Below are 19,416 nucleotides of genomic sequence, written 5' to 3'. Positions count from 1 at the left end.
ACCTCGGTTGAAGGGACGACATGCATAAAAAAACCTAAAGCGCGTCGCATGATCCGTTTCCACGCGATGCGCTTTAGGTCGTGCGCCACGCCGCCGCCGATGCGGCGATCAGCATGAGCAGTGCTGCAACCATCGCGCAGACAGCAAAGCCGAAGGTTGAATAAAGCGGCCCGAAGCTGGTGGTGCCGACAAAGACCGCCAGATAGGTCACCGCGCTGTTCAAGCCCATGATTGTGCCACGCCGCGACGGATCGAGCGCCGACAGGCGCATCACCAGGACGTTCAATCCGAAATGATTGGCCAGTCCCCAGATCGCCACCGTGGCCAGGATCAGGCTGAAGCTGTTGCTCGTCGCGGCAATCGCGACATAGACGGCGGCGACAAGAAGATAGGCAAAGGGCATGACGCGGCGCGCGCCAATCCGGTCGATGACACCGTCAAGCAGTGCTGCCATGCCAAAACCCACGCCATAGGCAAGGGCCGCCAGGCCATTGGCGCTGACCGGCTCTCCTAGCCCGACATGAAGATGGTCGCCGAGATAGCCATAGACACCGTAGAAGGCGGTCATGAAGGCGGCGCAGGCAATGAGAAGCGGGACGATACCGGGAATGCCGAGCGCGTCTAGTGGCGTTGGCGCTGGGCCGCTCTTCCTGACGTCGCTCAGCGACGACAGTGCGAGGCCGGTCAACGCAAGCATTGCCAGTAGCGCGACCGCGGCAAAGACGGCGCGCCAATGCACGAGATCGGCAAGCACGGCCGACAGCGAGACGCCGGCCACCATGCTGAGCGTCCATCCGGTCAGCACGACGCCGATGGTGCCGCTTTCACGACCGGGCGGCGCGATGCCTGCCGCGCTGGCATAGATCGCGGGCATGGCGATGCCGGCAGCGATACCGGCGAGCAGCTGTGCCGCGACCAGCATGATCACTGTGGGTGCCGCGGCACTTGCGACCAGCGCTATCGCCAGCAACAGCAAGGCGCCCTGCAGCATCCGGCGTGCGCCGAGCCGGTCGATGTAGCGGGCCAGGAACAGGGCGCTTGCGGAGGTGCCCAGGCCGAACGCGGCCGCCGCAATCATGACGGCCGGCACGCTGGTGCCGAACGACAAGGCCACGGCAGGTGCGATCGGACCCAGCACGAGCGAGTTCGAGCCAATGACGGCGATGCAGCCCGTCAGCAGGTAGGCAAGCGCCGGGATCGGCGCTCGGACAGTCAATGGTGCAACTTGATCAATGTTCGACATATCAGCATAATGGCCGTATTCTATTCTGCGGAGAACCAGGAATTTCGCTATGGATGAAGAAACAGATGGTATTCCGCAGAACAGGCCTGCGGCCCGCGATCTCGACGCGACAGACCGAAGAATATTAGGCGTCCTGGTCGATGACGCCACGATCAGCTATGCAGAACTCGGCGATCGCGTGGGCTTGTCGCCACCGGCAGCGCATGAGCGGGTCAAACGGCTCCGGCGCAGCGGCGCCATCCGCAATACAGTCGCCATCATCGATCCCCGAGCGGTGAAAAAGCCCTTGCTTGCCTTTGTCCATATCGACACCAGGGGCTGGGGAAAGACGCCGGAACTGATGGCGGTCTCGCAATATCCCGAAGTCGAGGAGATCCATACCGTCGCCGGCGATACCTGCATGCTGCTGAAGGTCCGCACGGAAGACACCAGGGCACTCGAAGGGCTGCTGGCGCGCCTTTACGAGACGCCGGGCGTCACCTCGACGCGCAGCTATGTGGTTTTATCGACCTATCTAGAGCGGCCGGTGCAGCCCGGCATCACCGAGACATGGCCGACGCCCAAGCATATGGCCGAGCCTCTGTATTACGAGCCTCTGTATTAGAAGCGCGCTACGCTCGTTCGGGAAACATCGCCTTCAGGCCCTCGCGCGATGCCTTGGCGACGCCGCGTTCGGTGATCAGGCCGGTCACCAGCCGCGCCGGCGTCACATCGAAGGCAGGGTTTGCCGCGGGCGTCGTCTCCGGCGAAATGCGCACCTGGGCAATCTCACCGGCGGCTGTCTTGCCCCAGACCAGCGAGACCTCGTCGGCCGAGCGCTGCTCGATCGGGATTTCGGCCAGCCCGTCATGCACCGTCCAGTCGATGGTCGGTGACGGCAATGCGACATAGAACGGCACGTCATTGTCAGCGGCGGCAAGCGCCTTCAGATAGGTGCCGATCTTGTTGCAGACATCGCCGTCGGCGGTGGTGCGGTCGGTGCCGACAATGACCATGTCGATCTCGCCACGCTGCATCAGGTGGCCGCCGGCGTTGTCGACGATCAGCGTGTGCGGCACGCCGTGCTCGGCCATTTCCCAAGCGGTCAGCTGTGCGCCCTGGTTGCGCGGCCGTGTTTCATCGACATAGACGTGGACCGGAATTCCGGCCTCCGTCGCCAGATAGATAGGCGCGGTGGCGGTGCCGTAGTCGACGGTCGCCAGCCAACCGGCATTGCAGTGGGTGAGGATGTTGACCGGCTCGCCCTTCTGCTTGCGTGCCGCGATCGCCTTGATGATGGCGAGACCGTTCTCGCCGATGGCGCGGTTGAGGCCGACATCCTCATCGGCGATCTCGCCGGCGCGCCGATAGGCGGCTGAGGCGCGTTGTTCCGTTGGCAGGGGCCGCAGGAAGCGCCGCATCTCATCCAGCGCCCAGCGCAGATTGATCGCGGTCGGACGCGTTTCGTGCAGGGTCTCCCACACGGCGTCGAGCGCTGCATCCGACGGATCGTCAGCCATCTGCATGGCGACACCATAGGCAGCGGTGACGCCGATCAGCGGCGCGCCGCGCACCCACATGTCGCGGATGGCGGTGGCGATGCCGGCAACGCTGCCGATTGTCTCGATGCGGAAATCATGCGGCAGCCAGCGCTGGTCGATGATCTCAACCGAACGCCCGTCGTCGCTCAGCCAGATGGTGCGATAGTGGCGGTCGCCGACGTTCAAATGCTGCTCTCCTGTTCGATCAGCGCGGCCAGTTGGTTGACCTCGTCGATGCTGTGGATCTGGCGCCGGTTGACGGCGAGATGGCGGCCGAATTTCATCGCCTTTGCCTCACAACTGGCGCGCAGATCCTCGTCGGCAATGGTCTCGAAATCGGCATTGTGGGCGAGGCCGAGGATGCGCCGGTGGACCTCGATGCCGGCAAAGCCTAGCAGGTCGGTCCAGATCTGGTGCAGAACATGGTCGAGCGCCTGTTCCGCGCCCAACCTGTCGCCCTGATCCTCGAAAAGGCTCTTTTGGTAAAGCATGCCGGTGCGTTCGGTGCGCCACAGATGCGAGAACTCGGCGCGGAACACCGACCACGTCTCTTTGGTGACCCCGAGCAGATAGGCGCGCATGGCGTCGCGCTTGCCCTTCTGCTCATGTCCGCGCTGCGAGAAGAACGACATCCAGAAATTGGCGAGCAGCATGCCGACATCGAAGGCCATCGGGCCGTAGAAGGCGAATTCCGGATCGATCATCCGGGTCTCCGTGTCGGTGACCATGATCGAGCCGGAATGCAGGTCGCCATGCAGCAACGTTTCGGCATTGGCGGCGAAGATGTGCTTCAGCCGCTGCGCCTCGACCTTGAGGTCGCGGTCGGCACGCAGTTCGGCGACGAGGCCGTCGAGCTGCGGTGAGGTATGCCGGTTCATCTTGGCATCGAAATAGGGATCGGAGAACACCAGGCTTTCGGTGATGTCGCAAAGCTCGACATTGTCGGCGAACAGCGCCAGATCGGCCTTGCGGTCCTTGGCCGCCATGTGCAGGTCGGAGCCGCGAAACAGCGTGCGGGCCATGAACAGGCCGATATCCTGGGCAATGTTCGGTAATTGCCGGCCTTCGATCAGGGCGCGGCGCAGGATGATGTGCGGCGGCGCCAGATATTCCATGATGATCAGCGCCTGGCCTTCATCGAAGTAATGGATCGCCGGCACCGAGCCCGGCGCGCGCGCTTCTTGCCTTGTCAGCGCGTGATATTCGAAGAAGGACCGCTTCAAGGGCAGCGGCCAGCTGTCGCCGACCAGGCGGACATAGGGCAGGGCCTGCTTGACCACCGCCGCACCGCTGGCACCCTCCACGATGAACACCAGGTTGAGATTGCCGTCACCGACCTCGCGGACCTTCCAGGCGCCAGTGTCCTTGCCGATCTTCGCGCATAGCGCCTCGTTGCCGCCAAGGCGGGCAGCCAGAGTCTCGACCGACAGGGCTTCGAACGGCAATTTTTCAGTCATCGTCATCCTCCCGCATATGCGCTCCGAACATAACGGAGGCATGGCGGCCGGGCCAAGCTAGGAAGCGGTCTGGCAATTGTCAATCGTGTTGACAATTGCCGATGCAGCCCATAGCGTCATGTCAGGGAGGAACGCATGGTCGGCAATGCCGTGTTCCGCGTAGAGGGACTGAGGAAATCCTTTGGCCATAACGAGGTGCTTGGCGGCGTCTCGCTGGAACTGCATGCCGGTGAAGTGACTGTGCTGATGGGCGCCAACGGCGCCGGCAAATCCACCCTCGTCAAGATCATCTCTGGCGTCTATGAGCGCGGCGGCGGCACTATGGCGCTCGCCGACCAGGATTTTGCACCGAAAACCCCGGCCGAGGCGATCCGCGCCGGCGTCGTCACCGTGCACCAGAACATCAATGATGGTGTCGTCGCCGATCTCGACGTCGCCACCAACCTGACGCTGGACCGGCTGAGCGGCAGCGGCGCGCCGACCTTGTTCAATCCAATACGCGTACGCCGGGAGGCCAAGGCGGTCGCCGACCGCATGGGGCTGGCCATCGATTTGAAGGCGCGGGTGAGCGATCTTTCGCTGGCCGATCGCCAGATGGTGGCGATTGCCCGCGCGCTGGCGCACCAACCGAAGGTGCTGATCCTTGACGAGCCGACTTCATCGCTCTCCAGCACCGAGGCTGATCGGCTGTTTGCGCTGATCGACAGGCTGCGCGAGCAAGGCGTGGCGATCCTCTACATCTCGCATCGCATGTCGGACATCAGGCGGCTTGCCGATCGGATCATCTCGATGCGAGACGGGATCATCTCAGGCATTTTCGACAAGAAGCCGCTCGACCATGAAGGCGCGGTCAACGCCATGCTCGGCCGCAAGATCCATCTGGAACAGATCATTGTCAGGGACTCGGCCAATGCTGTCATCAAGATAGACGGCCTGCGTATAGCACCAGGCGCCCGGCCGATCTCGCTGACGCTCGGCGACGGCGAGGTCGTTGCCATCACCGGCCTCGTCGGCGTCGGCAAGACGGCGCTTGCCGAGACCCTGTTTGGCGTGCGCAAGCCGCTCGCCGGCACCATGACGATGAACGGCAAGCCTTATGCACCGAATTCGACGGGCGAGGCGATCGCCGCCGGCGTGTTCCTCGTCGCCAAGGACCGCGGCGAGAACGGCATCATCGGTGGCTTCAACATCGAGCGCAATGTCAGCCTGCCATTCCTGAAGCGGATGTCGAATCTAGGCGTGCTCAAGCGCCGCCTCGAACGCATTACGGCCCGGCGGCAGATCGAGGAACTGGGCATCGTCTGCCGTTCCGAGAAGGACGACATGTCGGAGCTGTCCGGCGGCAACCAGCAGAAGGTGATGGTGGCCCGCTGGATGGCCCAGGACGCAAGGCTGTTCATTCTGGATGAACCGTTTCAGGGCGTCGACATTTCGGCCCGGCGCGACATCGCCGCCAAGCTCAGGGCGAGTGCAAACGGTCGCGCCACGCTGTTGTTCGTCACCGAGCTCGACGAGGCGCTGGAGACTGCCGACCGCATCCTGGTCATGTCGGAGCAGACCATCGTCGGCGAGCACCGCAACGCCGAAGTCGATCTCGATCGTCTGCTGGCCGAGGTCGCCGGCGGACCGTTGCACAGCGCGGCCTGAAGCGCGCGGACAACAGGAATTGGAATGGAGAGAGCATGGGTTCGAGTTGGGTAAAGACGGCAGCGGTGCGAGGGGGCGCTGAATGACGCTGCGCGACCACGCCATCCGCTACGGGTTCATTGTGCTCTTGTTCGGGCTCGTCGCTTATTTCTCGATCGCTGCCGACGGTTTCGTTTCGCCGCAAAGTGCCGTTTTCATCTTCCAGTCGGTCGCCATCACCGGCGTGCTGGCGCTCGGCGTCACCGCCACGCTTGTCGTCGGCGGCTTCGATCTGTCGATCGGCTCGGTCGCCACATCGGCCATGATGGCGGCGGCCTATGTCATGGTGGTGCTGGAGCAGAACGCCCTTGTCGCGGTGGTCGCTTGCCTGCTGATCGGCGCCATTGTCGGTCTGATCAACGGCTGGCTGATCGTCTATATGCGCGTGCCCGATCTGCTGGCGACGCTCGGCATGATGTTTCTGCTCGTCGGCCTGCAGCGCATTCCGACCGAAGGCCGTTCGATCGCCACCGGCATGACCATGCCGGACGGTTCGGTCGCCAATGGCAAGTTCAGCGATGCCTTCCTGGCGCTCGGTCGCCACCGCTTCGACTTCTTCATCCCGAACCTCATTCCGGTGTCGGTCGTCGTGCTGCTCGTGCTCGCCGTGCTGATCTGGTTCTTCCTCGAATACACCCGCTTCGGCCGCATGATGTACGCGGTCGGCAGCAATGAGCGCGCCGCCGAACTCGCCGGCGCGCCTGTCAAGGCATACAAGATCTGGGCTTATGTTATTTCAGGAGTTTTTGCCTCGATCGGCGGCATTTTGCTCGCTGCCCGGCTTGGACGCGGCGACATCGCCTCGGGTAATAATCTGCTGCTCGATGCGGTTGCCGCGGCGCTGATCGGCTACGCGGTGCTAGGTGCTGCCAAGCCGAACGCCTTCGGCACCGCCATCGGCGCGCTGTTCGTCGGCATCTTGCTGCAAGGCCTGACGATGATGAACGCGCCTTACTACACGCAGGATTTCGTCAAGGGCGTGGTTCTGGTCGTCGCCCTTGTCTTCACCTTTGCGCTTTCGGGCAGGGGCAGGAGGTAGCTTTCGACCGGAACAGGATTTTGGGTTCAACAAGAGTGGAGGAAAACAAGGTGAGCATTACAAGAAGACTTCTAGGGAAGGTGGCGCTCGGACTGGCCGGCGCAACCATGCTGATGCAGTTCCCGGCGCTGGCCGCGGACAAGCCGGCGCCTTTCGACAAGCCTGGCGTCAAGATCGCGCTGGTGCGTTATCTCTCGACCGGCGATTTCTTCCAGGCCTATCTCTCGGGCGTCGAGGCACAGTCGAAGGCGCTCGGTATCGACCTGCGCGTCCTCGACAGCCGCCAGGATGCCGCCCTTCAGTCCGACATGGTCGACCAGGCCATCGCGCTCGGCGTGCAGGGCATCATCATCCAGCACGGCCTGACGGAATCGATGAAGGACGCCGCCCAGCGTGCGGTCGATGCCGGCATCAAGGTGGTGGCCTTCGACGTCAATGTCGAAAACCCCAAGATCCCGCAGGTCGAACAGTCCGACCGCGACTTGGCGCGCCTGGCGCTCGAGCAGGCGGTCAAGGACAATGGCGAGAGCTGGAATGCGGGCTACGTCTATGTCGCCGGCATCGCGCCGCTCGACCGCCGCAACGAGACCTGGGTCGACGTCAAGAAGAAATATGCCGGCATCAAGGAAGTCGCGATGTTCGGCACGCTCGACAATCCGATCGCCAACTCCGTCGCCAACCAGGCGCGTTCGGTGCTGTCGGCGCATCCCGACATCAAGGTGATGTTCGCTCCCTATGACGAATTCGCCAAGGGCGTGAAGATCGCCGTCGACGAAGCCGGCCTCAACAAGGGCATCAAGATCTATTCGGCCGACATCTCGACGTCCGATATATCAGCGATGCGCGAGCCCGACAGCGCTTGGGCAGCGACCGCCGCGACCAACCCGGCCGTCGTCGGCCAGGTCTCGGTGCGTGCGCTGGCGCAGTTGCTGGCCGGTGAGGATCCCGGCCACAACGTCGTCGTGCCGCCGACGCTGATCACCCAGAAGGACCTCATCGACAAGGACATCAAGAACATGGAGGACCTGTCGGCCAAGCTGCCGCAGTTCGCCCATGCCGATGTCGCGATGCCGGCCTGGATGCCGAACCCGAACGCGAAGTAGGTTTCAGCTGAAGACGAAGGAAAGGAGCGGCTCTCGGGCCGCTCTTTTCAAATTTGAAGTCTCCTCCCGAAGCCTCTGTTTACAGCCAATGCTCCGGATCGCGCATCCCGTGGACAATCGCCACGACCAGGACGCCGTCAGACTGCGGTTCGTAAATGACGATATAGCGGCCTTCGATGAGCACACGGGCCGTCACGCTCAACTCCGGTCGGGCCGTGCCCATCTTGGGGTGCTGCGCCGCCAGGTCCAGCTTGTCAAAAATGCGCATAGCAGCTTGTCCGCTGCCTTTTCGTTGTCGATTGCGATTGTGTGCCAGATATCCCGCAAATCCTGCGAGGCGCGATGTAGCCGATATCTAGCCACGGGCGCGGCGTTCTGCCTTCAGACTGCGTAGAAACTCGGCGGGTTCGATTTCCACCGGCTTGCCGCTGGCCATGCCGTCAGCATAGGCGCGTTTCAGGTGCTCGAGCTCCAGGACACGCAATTCCTCGCGCTGCTCCCACAGGCGAAGAGCGTCGCGGACAATCTCGCTGTTGGAGGCATATGCTCCGCCTTCGATGGCGCTTTGCAGGCGAGCACTCTGCTTCGCGGTGAGCGAGATGGTGAGGGTTCGCATCGGTTCGGCTTTCATGCCGATTCTATATCACACTTCACAAGAACTAACAATATTTGTTAGGATTCTGGCATCCATGTCTTAATCCCCCGCCATTCGGCAGGGGATCACAAGGCAAAGTTCTACCGCAGCGCTGCCGCGATATTGCCGCCATCGACCGTCGTCACATCGGCGGTGGTCCGGTCGGCCAGTGCATGATGCAGGAACGCCTGCGCCACGTCCTGCGCGGTCACTTCCTGGCCGAGCAGATTGCCGGACATGTAGTCCTTCTCCGACACGCCGCGCGCACCCGAACGGCTGGCGATCATGGCGTCGGTCAGAAGCCCTGAGCGGATGCGGTCGGCGTTGACGGCGTTGGAGCGGATGCCATGCGCGCCATAGTCGAGCGCGTATTGCCTGGAGAGGAACAGCGTCGCCGCTTTCGGCACGCCATAGGCGCCGAATTTCGGGCCAGGGTTGACCGCCTGCTTGGAGGTGTTGAAAAGGAGCACGCCGCCGGTGCCCTGTTCGAGCATGATGCGCACGGCATTCTGCGCCACCGACTGGTGGGCGAAGAAGTTGAGCTCGAAGCTTTTGCGCAGAAGCGCGTCGTCGAGTTCGCCGATCCGGCCTTCCCACGCGGCGCCCGCATTGGACACCAGGATGTCGACGCCGCCGAACACGGCGACCGCTTTGTCGAAGGCGGCACGCACCTGTGCCGGGTCGGTGATGTCGGCGGCGACACCGATCGAATTGTTGCCGGCTTTCTTGGCGGCCTCGGCAGCCTTTTCGGCGTCGAGATCGACGACGACGGCATGGGCGCCATTGTCGGCGAACAGTTTTGCCGTCGCCGCACCGATCGCGCCGGCGCCGCCGGTGATCAGCACCACCTGGCCGGTCAGCGGCTTCGGCTTGTTGGAGGCGAGCTTGGCCTGTTCGAGCGACCAATATTCCAGCGGGAACAGGTCGGCCTTGGAGAGCGGATGGAAACGGCCGACCGCCTCGGCGCCGCGCACCGCCTCGATCCACATCTCGCCGACGTCCGACGCGATCTTCGCGTCCTTCAGCGTGCGGCCGTGGCCGAACATGCCGAGGCCGGGCACCAGAGTCAGCCTTGGCATCTGGTCGAGCATGGTGCGCTTGACGTCGTCGAGCGCATCATTGGTCTCGAAATAGGCACGGTAATCCTTGGCGAAGGCGTCGACATGGCTCTTGATCACGGATCTGTAGTCGCCGGCCTTGTCGGCATCGGGCGCCGGCAGTGCCATCGGCCCGGTCTTGATGCGGATAGACAGATCGGGTGTCGACACGCCGCGTCCGGCAAAGTCGGCAATCTCGGATGAATTGATGAAATCGACGATTGCCGGCGAAGTGCGGAAGTCGCTGATCATGCGGTCGAAGCGGCCTTCGCCGCGCGCCACGGCAACGGCGCCGCGCAGCGACGGCGCTATGGACGCGGGTGTCGCGAGCCTTGCCGGCAAGGTTGCCTTTGCAGCCTGAGGCTTGCCGTGCTTGGCAATGTAGTCTTCGGCGACATTCACATAATGGATCATCCGGTCGTAGGCCTGTTTCGCGTCGGCGCCGAAGGTGAAGATGCCATGCTTGTCGAGGATCAGGCCTTCGACATCAGGATCGGCGTCGAAGATATCGGCGGCCGCCTTGGCGAGGTCGAAGCCGGGCATGATGTAGGGCACGTAACCCATCTTGCTGCCGAACACCGTCTTCACCAGCGGCTTCGAGTCTTCCTGGTCGACGATGGCGAGGATGGCGGTCGAGTGCGTGTGGTCGACGAATTTATGCGGCAGGAAGGCATGCAGCAGGGTCTCGACCGAAGGGTTGGGTGATGACGGATCGATGAGGTTGACGCGTTGCAGCGCGACCATGTCCTCGTCGGCCAGTTTGTTCAGCGCGCGCGCCTTGAGCAGCGGCTTGAGCTTGACCGCCGGCAGGCCCTGCGGCTCGATGACGCCCATGTCCCAGCCGCTGCCCTTGACGCACAGCACGTCCCATTGGTCGCCGACAAGATCGGTCGCCGTCGTCTTGCACGAGGTGTTGCCACCGCCATGCAGGACCAGCCGTGGTTCGCCGCCCAGCAGCCGGGTCGTGTAGACGCGCAGCGCCAGGTCCCGGCCGACACCCTTTTTCGCATAGTCGGCAACGAGCTTTTCGGCTGCATCGTCATTCCACAAATTCTTCATGTTCGCTTCGTCCGGTTGCTGTCTTTGATGGTGAAACAGGAATGCCGCGACGCTTTGATGACAATGCGCCGACGGCGGAGATGGTGGTTTCCTAGGAGGCGTTTTCCGTCGTGGCAGCCGCATGGTCCAGGAGTCGCTGCGCCATGCGCGCGCCGACCACAAGATGCGTGCAAAGGCCGCCCGCGATCGCCGCGAGCAACGGTTCGAACTTGCTGTCCTCCTGCACCACCATCAGCCGCCTGGCGATGGCGCGCAGCGAGGCAAGCTCGGCGGAGATCACCCGGCGGTTATAACTGCAGTCGAGCACCTTGCCCTCGGCGTCGATGATCTGCCCGGCAATGACGCCGGCTGCGCCTCGGCTGCGCAGGCCAGCCATTTCGTCAGGAGTGAGCGCGCCGCATTTGACCAGATGGCTGTCGGCGTCGACCGCGCCGACCGAGTACAGCGCCAGATCGCAGTCGCGCACGCCCGACAATTGCTCCCGGATCACCGGCTCGGCACGCAGCGCCCGCGCTAGCTCTTCCGTCGACAGCACCAGCGGCGCGTAGAAGTTGAGCCCCTTGGCGTTGAGCCGCCGCGCGATCTCCATCGTGCACTGGTCGGGGCGGTAGGAATAGGGCGCGCCAAGATTGCCGCAGAGCTGCACCACCGTGACATCCTGCAGGTCGGCATAGGACATGATGTCGGCGATCATGTAGACGGTGCGGCCCCAGGCGACGCCGATGCGGTCGCCCTTCTTGACCAGCTCGAGAAAGACGCTTGCCGCCAGCACGGCGATTTCCGTCGACGGGTCGGCGATATGGTCGTTTTCCGGCGCGATCCAGACGGCGTCGAGGCCCAACGCATCCTCGAGCTTGCGCGCCAGCACATCGTCGGTGAAAAGCTGGGTCGAGGTCGAGATGTTGACGATGCCGGTCTCGCGCGCCTTGCGCAGATACATGGCGACCGAGGCACGGGAAATGTTAAGCTGGCTCGCCACTTGGTCCTGCCGCAGGCCATGGGCGTAATAGAGCCAGGCGGCCTTGTGGATGAGCTGTTCTGCCGGTCGGATCGCCATGCCGTCTCCTCGGCTGACATTATTCACGGCTCTCGACAAAAGTCAAACCGGGCAAGGGGTATGCGATACCCTTCCGTCCAGCGAATCTGGATCATCATTGTGCCAAATGGGCTCTATCGTGGCATCGTTGATGGTGACGCGGCCCGAGCCTGTGATTAGAAGGTCTAAAAGAAAAACGCGGGGAGCATGGGATGGGCAATCCTTACGAACAGGATCTCGACAAGAACGCGGCCAACCATCAGCCGCTGACGCCGCTCACCTATCTGGAGCGCGCAGCAAAGACCTATCCCGACCAGATCGCCATCATCCATGGCCGCCAGCGCATCGACTATCGCACCTTCTGGCGGCGGTCGCTGAAGTTTGCCTCGGCACTCAACAGGCGCGGCATCGGCAAGGGCGACACCGTCACCGTCATGCTGTCCAACACGCCGCCGATGCTGGAGGCGCATTTCGCCGTGCCGATGACCAAGGCGGTGCTGCATTCGCTCAACACCCGCCTCGATGCGGCGGTCGTCGCCTTTCAGCTCGATCATGCCGAGACCAAGGTGCTGATCGTCGACCGCGAGTTTGCGGGCGTCGTCAAGCAGGCCCTGGAACTGGCCAAGGTGAAGCCGCTGGTCATCGACTATGACGATCCCGAATACGCCGCTGACGCGCCCTATCCGAAAGGCGAGCGGATTGGCACTCTGGACTATGAGGCGTTTGTTGCTGGCGGCGACGAGGATTTCACCTGGTCGATGCCCGACGACGAATGGGACGCCATTTCGCTCAATTACACGTCCGGAACGACAGGCAATCCGAAGGGCGTCGTCTACCACCATCGCGGTGCTGCGCTGATGGCCTACACCAACACCATCCATGCCGGCATGGCCAAGCACGCGGTCTATCTGTGGACGCTGCCGATGTTCCACTGCAATGGCTGGTGCTTTCCATGGACGCTCGCCGTCCAGGCCGGCACCCATGTCTGCCTGCGCTGGGTGCGGCCGAAGCCGATCTATGATGCGATTGCCGATCACGGCGTCACCCATCTGTGCGGTGCGCCGGTCGTCATGTCGGTGCTGATCAATGCTGGGGAGGAGGACAAGCGCGCATTTCCACAGACGGTCACCTTCAACACGGCCGCAGCACCCCCACCGGAAGCGGTACTGTCGGGTATGGCGGATGCCGGATTTGCAGTCACCCATCTCTACGGCCTGACCGAGACTTACGGCCCGGCGGTCGTCAACGAATGGCATAGCGCCTGGGACGATCTCGAAAAGGGCGAACGCAGCGCCAAGAAGGCGCGCCAGGGCGTGCGCTATGCGGCGCTCGAAGGCCTGACCGTCATGGATCCCGAGACGATGCGGACGACACCGGCCGACGGCGAGACCATTGGCGAGGTCATGTTCCGTGGCAACATCGTCATGAAAGGCTACTTGAAGAACCGCAAGGCGAGCGACGAGGCCTTTGCCGGCGGCTGGTTCCATTCCGGCGATCTCGGCGTCATGCACCCCGACGGCTACATCCAGCTCAAGGACCGCTCCAAGGACATCATCATCTCGGGCGGCGAGAACATTTCTTCGATCGAGGTTGAGGACGCGCTCTACAAGCACCCGTCCGTTGCCTCTTGCGGCGTCGTCGCCAGGCCCGACGATAAATGGGGCGAGGTGCCCGTCGCCTATGTCGAGCTGAAGCCCGGCAAGGCCGCGACCGAGGCCGAGATCATCGAGCACTGCCGGGGGTTGCTCGCCCGCTTCAAGGTGCCGAAGGCGGTGATCTTCGCCGAAATCCCGAAGACCTCGACCGGCAAGATCCAGAAGTTCCGGCTGCGGGAAATGGCGAAGGGGGCTTAGGCCTCGTCGCTGCTCTCCTTTAGTTACGACTTTTGCGGTTAGGCAAAGCCTCCGCGACTCGTCATCCTAGTCTAGGGTGGAGCAGTCGCGAAGCGACGTCGCGGAAACCCTAGGATCCACGCCGTGACCTTGCGGCCGTGCTCCGGCAGTCGAGAATGCCTTGCTATCGATGACCGGTCGCGGACGGGCGTAACATATTGATCCGTCACACTCTTTGACCGACGTCGCGGCATGGATCCTAGGGTCTGCGCCGCGTCGCTCCGCTCCTTGCTTCGCCCTAGGATGACGAAGCGCGTGGTGGCCGACAGCAGGCCCTCTCTGTCACCATCTGTCACCAATCGTACGCGTACACAGAATCCGCATTGACAGGCCGCTCATTTCGATTTACGACTGATGAAAATCGAAATTCGTCACTCGTAAGTTGACAGAGGATCATGTCCGAAGCCGCCAACATAGTCGCCGACGTCGCCCGACAGGAAAATGTGACGCGCATTCTCGACTGCGCCGAGCGCCTGTTCCGGCACTATGGCTACGGCAAGACCAATGTCGCCGACATTGCCCGTGAACTCGGCATGTCGCCAGCCAACATCTATCGTTTCTTCGCCTCCAAGGTGGAAATCCACCAGGCCGTCTGCGGCCGGATGCTCGGCGCCAGCTACAAGATGGCCTACGAGATTACCCATTTGCCGATCAGCGCCGAGGAGCGGCTTCGGCGCTACGTGCATGCGCAATACAAGATGACGATGGAGGTCATGCTCGACGACCAGAAGGTCCACGAGATGGTCATCGTCGCCCTCGAACGCGACTGGGGCGTGATCGACAAGCATGTCGACAGCATTCACGACCTGTTTGCGGAAGTGATCCGCGACGGCATCGAGGCCGGTGAGTTCAGGGAGCAGGATCCGGTGATCGCGTCGCGCTGCTTCGGCGCCGCGACCGTCATCCTGTGCCATCCGCAGATGGTGGCGCAATGCCTTGCCAAGACCAACCGGGCGATGCCCGACGATCTGATCGACTATGCGATCAGAGCTCTGAAGTAATAGCCGCCGAACGCCGGTGTCGACCGTTTATCTCCAGTCGGGAGTACCAATATGTCTTTGTCCAGTTCCATCCTCCGCAAGCTGCCGGTTGCCGGCCTGATGGTCGCCGCGCTCGGGCTTGCGAGCTGCAGCCAAGAGAAAGCCGAAGTCAAGGACATCATCCGCCCGGTCAAGGTCGTCGAGATCGCCCAGGCGCATGACACCCGCACGCTCTCCTATTCCGGCTCGGTGCGCGCCCGCACCGAAAGCGCACTGGCTTTCCGCGTCAACGGCAAGATCACCGAGCGCCTCGTCGACATCGGTCAGCATGTGGCCTCGGGCGATGTGCTCGCCCGCATCGATCCCATCGATTACGACCTGTCGGTCAAGAGTGCGCAGGCGTCACTTGATGCCGCCGATCGGCAGGTCGAGACATCAGAGCTATCCCGCAAGCGCGCCGAGCAGCTGTTTGACAAGAAGTTCGCGCCGAAATCGCAGCTCGAGCAGGCGACCCTGAGCTACGATCAGGCTGTCGCCACCCGCGATTCCGCTCGCTCGGCGCTTGCCCAGGCCAGGAACCAGGTCGGCTATACCGATCTCAAGGCCGACAGGGACGGCATCGTCACCGCGGTCAGCGCCGATGTCGGCCAGGTTGTCGGCTCCGGCGCGCCGGTGGTCACCGTTGCCGTCGACGGTGAAAAGGAAGTGCTGATCGCCGTGCCGGAGATGGAGATCGCCGAATTCAAGCCGGGCAAGATCGTCAAGGCGGGCTTCTGGTCCGACGACGCCCTGGCGCTCGACGGTAAGGTCCGTGAGGTCGCCGGCAGCGCCGATCCGCAGTCGCGCACCTTTGCGGTCCGCGTCAGCCTGCCCAACGATCCGCGCGTGCTTCTCGGCATGACCGCCAGCATCGAAGCCTCGGCGGCCAATGAGCGGCAGCTGGTGTCGATCCCGCTGAGCGCACTGGCCGAGCAAGGCAAGCAGTCGATCGTCTGGACCGTCGATCGCGGCGCCGACACCGTTCATGCCCGTCCGGTCAAGGTCGCTGCGTTCGCCGCCGATGGCGTGCGTGTTGCCGAGGGACTGAAGCCCGGCGACGTCGTGGTCGCTGCCGGCACGCAGTTCATGACCGAGAATCTGAAGGTGAAACTCGCCGGCGATGCGGCACTGCAGTCCGCATCCGCGGCAGACGGCGACGCCAAGCAGGTGCGCTGACGACAGACAACCGGCTGCGCGTTCCCGCAGCCGCTGGTTTCCGGGCGGCAAGCGCCCAAACCGAGGCGCTCGATTGATGTAACCCCCACATCGATTTTCGCGTCCCACCGCGATGAGCGTTTCTCCGTTCGGAGAGCCTTGCCGCCCGGAAGCCACTACCGGACCTCGATTTTGTTCCGCGCCAGGACATTGGCATCGGCGCGCTGACGATCAAACGAAGTGGACGACCACTGATGACCAATTCCACGGAAGAAAAGCGGCCCTTCAACCTGTCGCGCTGGGCGATCGGCCATCCGTCCATTGCGCGGTTCCTGTTCGGTCTGATCATCATTTCCGGCGCGCTCGGCTTGATGCGCATGGGCCAGAAGGAAGATCCCGATTTCACCTTCCGGGTTATGGTCGTCCAGGCGATCTGGCCCGGCTCCTCGATCAAGGAGATGGAAGACCAGGTCGTCAACAAGATCGAGCGCAAGTTGCAGGAGACGCCGCATCTCGACTTCGTGCGCTCCTTCACCCGCGCCGGCAGCGCCATCATCACGGTGCAGATCAAGGGCGACACCAACGCCGCCGAAGTCACGGACGCCTTCTACCAGGTGCGCAAGAAGGTCGGCGATATCCAGGGCGACCTGCCACAAGGCCTGCTCGGCCCGTATTTCAACGATGAGTTCGGCGACACCTTCATCACCCTGCATTCGATCAGCGGCGATGGCTTCAGCTATCCCGAGCTGAAGAAATTCGCCATCCAGGCACGCGACATGCTTTTGACGACGCCGGGCGTCGAGAAGGCGGTCATCATCGGCGACCAGCCGGAAAAGCTCTATATCGACGTCTCGTCCAAGGCGCTCGCCGAACGCGGCCTGACGCTGACCGATCTGCAGAACGCGATCAAGGGACAGAACAATGTCGATCCGGCCGGCTCCGTCGACACCGGTACCAATTCGGTGCGCATTTCCGTCGAGGGCGATGTCAGCAAGGTCGAGGACATCAGGAACCTGCGCCTGCGCGCCGGCGGCCAGGTCACAAGGCTGGGCGACATCGCCACGGTGACATCGGGGCTTGAAGATCCGTTCCAGCGCAAATACCGCTTCAACGGCCACGACAGCGTGCAGCTTGGTGTCGTCATGGCCAAGGGCTTCAAGGTCACCGATGTCGGCAAGGACGTCGAGGCCACCTACAAGCGCTTCGAGGAGACGCTGCCCTATGGCGTTTCGGTCGACCAGATTTCCGACCAGCCGGGCGTCGTCACGGATGCGGTCGCCGAATTCATGCATGCGCTCGGCGAAGCGCTGCTGATCGTGCTCGTCGTCTCGTTCCTGTCGATCGGCTGGCGTTCCGGCCTGGTCATCGCCATCGCCATTCCGCTGGTGCTCGCCGCCACCTTTGCCATCATGTACGAGATCGGCATCGATCTGCAGCGCATCTCGCTCGGCGCGCTGATCATCGCGCTCGGCCTGCTTGTCGACGACGCCATGATCGTCGTCGAGATGATGGAGCGCAAGCTGGAGGAGGGGCTGGTCAAGGTCGAGGCGGCGAGCTTCGCCTATTCCTCGACCGCCTTCCCGATGCTGACCGGCACGCTGATCACCACCGCCGGCTTCATTCCGGTCGGCTTCGCGGCGTCCACGGCCGGCGAATATGTCCGCACGCTGTTCTACGTCGTCGGCATCGCGCTGATCGTCTCGTGGTTCGTCGCGGTCTATTTCACGCCATGGCTCGGCAATATGATCCTCAAGCAGCGCAAGCATGCCGGTAGCCATCATGATGTCTTCGACACGCGCTTCTACCGCCGGCTTCGCGCTACGGTGGGCTGGGCGGTGCGCCATCGCATCATCGTCCTGGTGATGACGCTGGTCACCTTTGGTACCAGCCTGTGGGCGTTCCAGTTCATCCCGCAGAACTTTTTCCCCGCAATCGTCGCGGCCGGAAATCCTCGTCGACCTCTGGCTGCCGGAAGGCACCAGCATCAAGGAAGTCGAGGCGCAGGCCAAGGCGCTTGAAAACAAGATGATGGATGACAAGGACAAGCGTTTCATCGCCACCTATATCGGCGAAGGCGCGCCGCGCTTCTTCCTGCCGCTCGACCAGCAGCTGCGCAATCCCAATTTCGCCCAGCTGCTCGTCATGGCCAATGACGAACCGGCCCGCGAGCGGCTGATCGTCAAATTGCGCACCGTCCTGGCGCAAGACTTCCCGTCGATCCGCGCCAAGGTTGACCGCCTGTTCCTCGGTCCGCCGACCGGCTGGCCGGTGCAGATGCGCGTCATGGGGCCGGATCGGCAGGAGGTGCGCCGCATTGCCGACCAGGTGAAGGCGAAGTTCCGCGAGGATCCGCTGCTTGGCGCCGTGCATGACGATTGGCTCGAACCCGTGCCGGCGATGAAACTGGTTATCGACCAGGATCGCGCCCGCGCGCTCGGCGTCACCTCGCAGCGCATCCGCCAGATGCTGCAGGCATCGATGTCCGGCGCCCCGCTCGACGACTTCCGCGACGGCGAGGAGACGGTGTCCATCGTCGCCCGCGAGCCGGATGCCAGCCGCAGCCTGCTGTCCTCGGTCGACTCTGTCTATATCCCGACCGACTTCGGCGGCTTCGTGCCGCTGTCGCAAGTGGCCAAGGTTGTCCCGGTGCTGGAGCAAGGCATCGAGTGGCGCCGCGACCGCTTGCCGACGATCAGCGTGCGGGCAACTCTGCCCGACGGCGTGCAATCCAACGACGTCGTCACCAAGCTTTACAAGGACATGCAGGGCCTGCGTGACGGGCTGGCGCCCGGCTACAAGGTCGAGATCCAGGGCGGTGCGGAGGATTCGGCGGAAAGCCAGGCTTCGATCGCCGCCAAGGCGCCGATCATGCTGGCCATCATCGTCGTGCTCCTGATGATCCAGCTGCAGCATTTCGGCAAGGCGATGCTGGTGCTGGCGACCGGTCCGCTCGGCATCATCGGTGCTGCCGCGGCCCTTTTGATCAGCGGCGCGCCGTTCGGTTTCGTCGCCATTCTCGGCGTCATCGCGTTGCTGGGCATCATCATGCGCAACTCGATCATCCTGGTCGACCAGATCGATCAGGACATTGCCAAGGGCATGGAACGCTCCGAAGCGATCATCGGCTCGGCTGTGCGCCGGTTCCGGCCGATCGTGCTGACGGCGATGACGGCCGTGCTGGCCCTGATCCCGATCTCGCGCGCCGTGTTCTGGGGGCCGCTCGCCTACGCCATGATGGGCGGCATCGTCGTCGCCACCATACTGACCATCCTGGTGCTGCCGGCGGGCTATGCCCTGTTCTTCGGCCGGGAGCCCAAGAAGGTCGTCGAGAAGGAAGACGATGTGGCATCAAGCGAAGAAGCCGAAAGGCCCCAACTCGCTCTGGCTGCTGAATGAACGATATCGGCCGGTCGAATCTCGACCGGCCGATTGTCTTTTCTGTTGCGGGTCTCAGCCTGCCGACATTTCAAGAATAC

The 19,416-nt window shown here is 63.1% G+C and carries 14 protein-coding genes and 1 pseudogene; 8 read left to right on the top strand and 7 right to left on the bottom strand.

All coding sequences use genetic code 11. The features are described 5' to 3' along the window. Window positions 1-73: 73 nt before the first annotated feature. Window positions 74-1,243 (bottom strand): MFS transporter, encoded by a 1,170-nt coding sequence (locus tag ACZ89F_RS20505; protein ID WP_476093815.1) that lies wholly within the window; start codon window positions 1,241-1,243, stop codon window positions 74-76. A 49-nt stretch (window positions 1,244-1,292) separates the two neighbouring features. Between ACZ89F_RS20505 and ACZ89F_RS20500 the strand changes: the two genes are divergently transcribed. Next, complete coding sequence (locus ACZ89F_RS20500) at window positions 1,293-1,847, top strand: Lrp/AsnC family transcriptional regulator (protein WP_476093814.1); 555 nt, start codon at window positions 1,293-1,295, stop codon at window positions 1,845-1,847. 7 nt (window positions 1,848-1,854) lie between these two features. Here the strand turns inward: ACZ89F_RS20500 and mtnA are convergent, their stop codons facing one another. Together mtnA and mtnK are read right to left on the bottom strand one after the other, a co-directional pair. Next, window positions 1,855-2,949 (bottom strand): S-methyl-5-thioribose-1-phosphate isomerase, encoded by a 1,095-nt coding sequence (gene mtnA / locus ACZ89F_RS20495; RefSeq protein WP_476093813.1) that lies wholly within the window; start codon window positions 2,947-2,949, stop codon window positions 1,855-1,857. Continuing rightward, a complete protein-coding gene (gene mtnK / locus ACZ89F_RS20490; RefSeq protein WP_476093812.1) occupies window positions 2,946-4,220 on the bottom strand; it encodes an S-methyl-5-thioribose kinase in 1,275 nt (424 codons plus the stop codon). The genes mtnA and mtnK overlap by 4 nt, the downstream gene beginning before the upstream one ends. Before the next feature lie 135 nt (window positions 4,221-4,355). Here mtnK and ACZ89F_RS20485 point away from each other — a divergent pair, with 135 nt between their 5' ends. The 3 genes from ACZ89F_RS20485 (at window position 4,356) to ACZ89F_RS20475 (ending at window position 8,048) form a co-directional block, all read left to right on the top strand. Beyond that, the gene (locus ACZ89F_RS20485) at window positions 4,356-5,867 is read left to right on the top strand and encodes a sugar ABC transporter ATP-binding protein (RefSeq protein ID WP_476093811.1); all 1,512 of its coding nucleotides are present in this window, start codon (window positions 4,356-4,358) and stop codon (window positions 5,865-5,867) included. 82 nt (window positions 5,868-5,949) lie between these two features. After that, entirely contained in the window at window positions 5,950-6,945 is a 996-nt protein-coding gene (locus ACZ89F_RS20480; RefSeq protein ID WP_476093810.1) for an ABC transporter permease, read from the top strand. A gap of 50 nt (window positions 6,946-6,995) precedes the next feature. Then, entirely contained in the window at window positions 6,996-8,048 is a 1,053-nt protein-coding gene (locus tag ACZ89F_RS20475; protein ID WP_126068291.1) for a substrate-binding domain-containing protein, read from the top strand. Window positions 8,049-8,127: 79 nt separating this feature from the next. On the opposite strand, the gene ACZ89F_RS20470 is transcribed toward ACZ89F_RS20475, so the two are convergent. The 4 genes from ACZ89F_RS20470 to ACZ89F_RS20455 form a co-directional block, all read right to left on the bottom strand. Beyond that, a complete protein-coding gene (locus ACZ89F_RS20470) occupies window positions 8,128-8,364 on the bottom strand; it encodes a type II toxin-antitoxin system RelE/ParE family toxin (protein WP_476097320.1) in 237 nt (78 codons plus the stop codon). A gap of 39 nt (window positions 8,365-8,403) precedes the next feature. Then, on the bottom strand, window positions 8,404-8,679 hold the full coding sequence (locus ACZ89F_RS20465) for a ribbon-helix-helix domain-containing protein (RefSeq protein WP_136620739.1): 276 nt from the start codon (window positions 8,677-8,679) through the stop codon (window positions 8,404-8,406). Between the two features lie 104 nt (window positions 8,680-8,783). Next, on the bottom strand, window positions 8,784-10,838 hold the full coding sequence (locus tag ACZ89F_RS20460) for a bifunctional aldolase/short-chain dehydrogenase (protein ID WP_476093809.1): 2,055 nt from the start codon (window positions 10,836-10,838) through the stop codon (window positions 8,784-8,786). A 91-nt stretch (window positions 10,839-10,929) separates the two neighbouring features. After that, window positions 10,930-11,895, bottom strand: coding sequence for a sugar-binding transcriptional regulator (locus ACZ89F_RS20455; protein WP_476093808.1), 966 nt, complete (start codon window positions 11,893-11,895; stop codon window positions 10,930-10,932). Between the two features lie 191 nt (window positions 11,896-12,086). Here ACZ89F_RS20455 and ACZ89F_RS20450 point away from each other — a divergent pair, with 191 nt between their 5' ends. From ACZ89F_RS20450 to ACZ89F_RS20435, 4 genes and pseudogenes are all read left to right on the top strand, one after another. After that, on the top strand, window positions 12,087-13,727 hold the full coding sequence (locus ACZ89F_RS20450; RefSeq protein WP_476093807.1) for an acyl-CoA synthetase: 1,641 nt from the start codon (window positions 12,087-12,089) through the stop codon (window positions 13,725-13,727). A 434-nt stretch (window positions 13,728-14,161) separates the two neighbouring features. Beyond that, window positions 14,162-14,767: a TetR/AcrR family transcriptional regulator gene (locus ACZ89F_RS20445; protein ID WP_476093806.1), complete on the top strand. Its 606-nt coding sequence runs from the start codon at window positions 14,162-14,164 to the stop codon at window positions 14,765-14,767. Between the two features lie 51 nt (window positions 14,768-14,818). Further along, the gene (locus ACZ89F_RS20440; protein ID WP_476093805.1) at window positions 14,819-15,961 is read left to right on the top strand and encodes an efflux RND transporter periplasmic adaptor subunit; all 1,143 of its coding nucleotides are present in this window, start codon (window positions 14,819-14,821) and stop codon (window positions 15,959-15,961) included. Window positions 15,962-16,194: 233 nt separating this feature from the next. Beyond that, window positions 16,195-19,336 (top strand): annotated as a pseudogene (locus ACZ89F_RS20435) (efflux RND transporter permease subunit). The last annotated feature ends 80 nt before the right edge of the window (window positions 19,337-19,416 follow it).

This window comes from Mesorhizobium sp. USDA 3734 (assembly GCF_056279665.1).
This window is presented reverse-complemented; position numbering and strand designations above follow the sequence as displayed.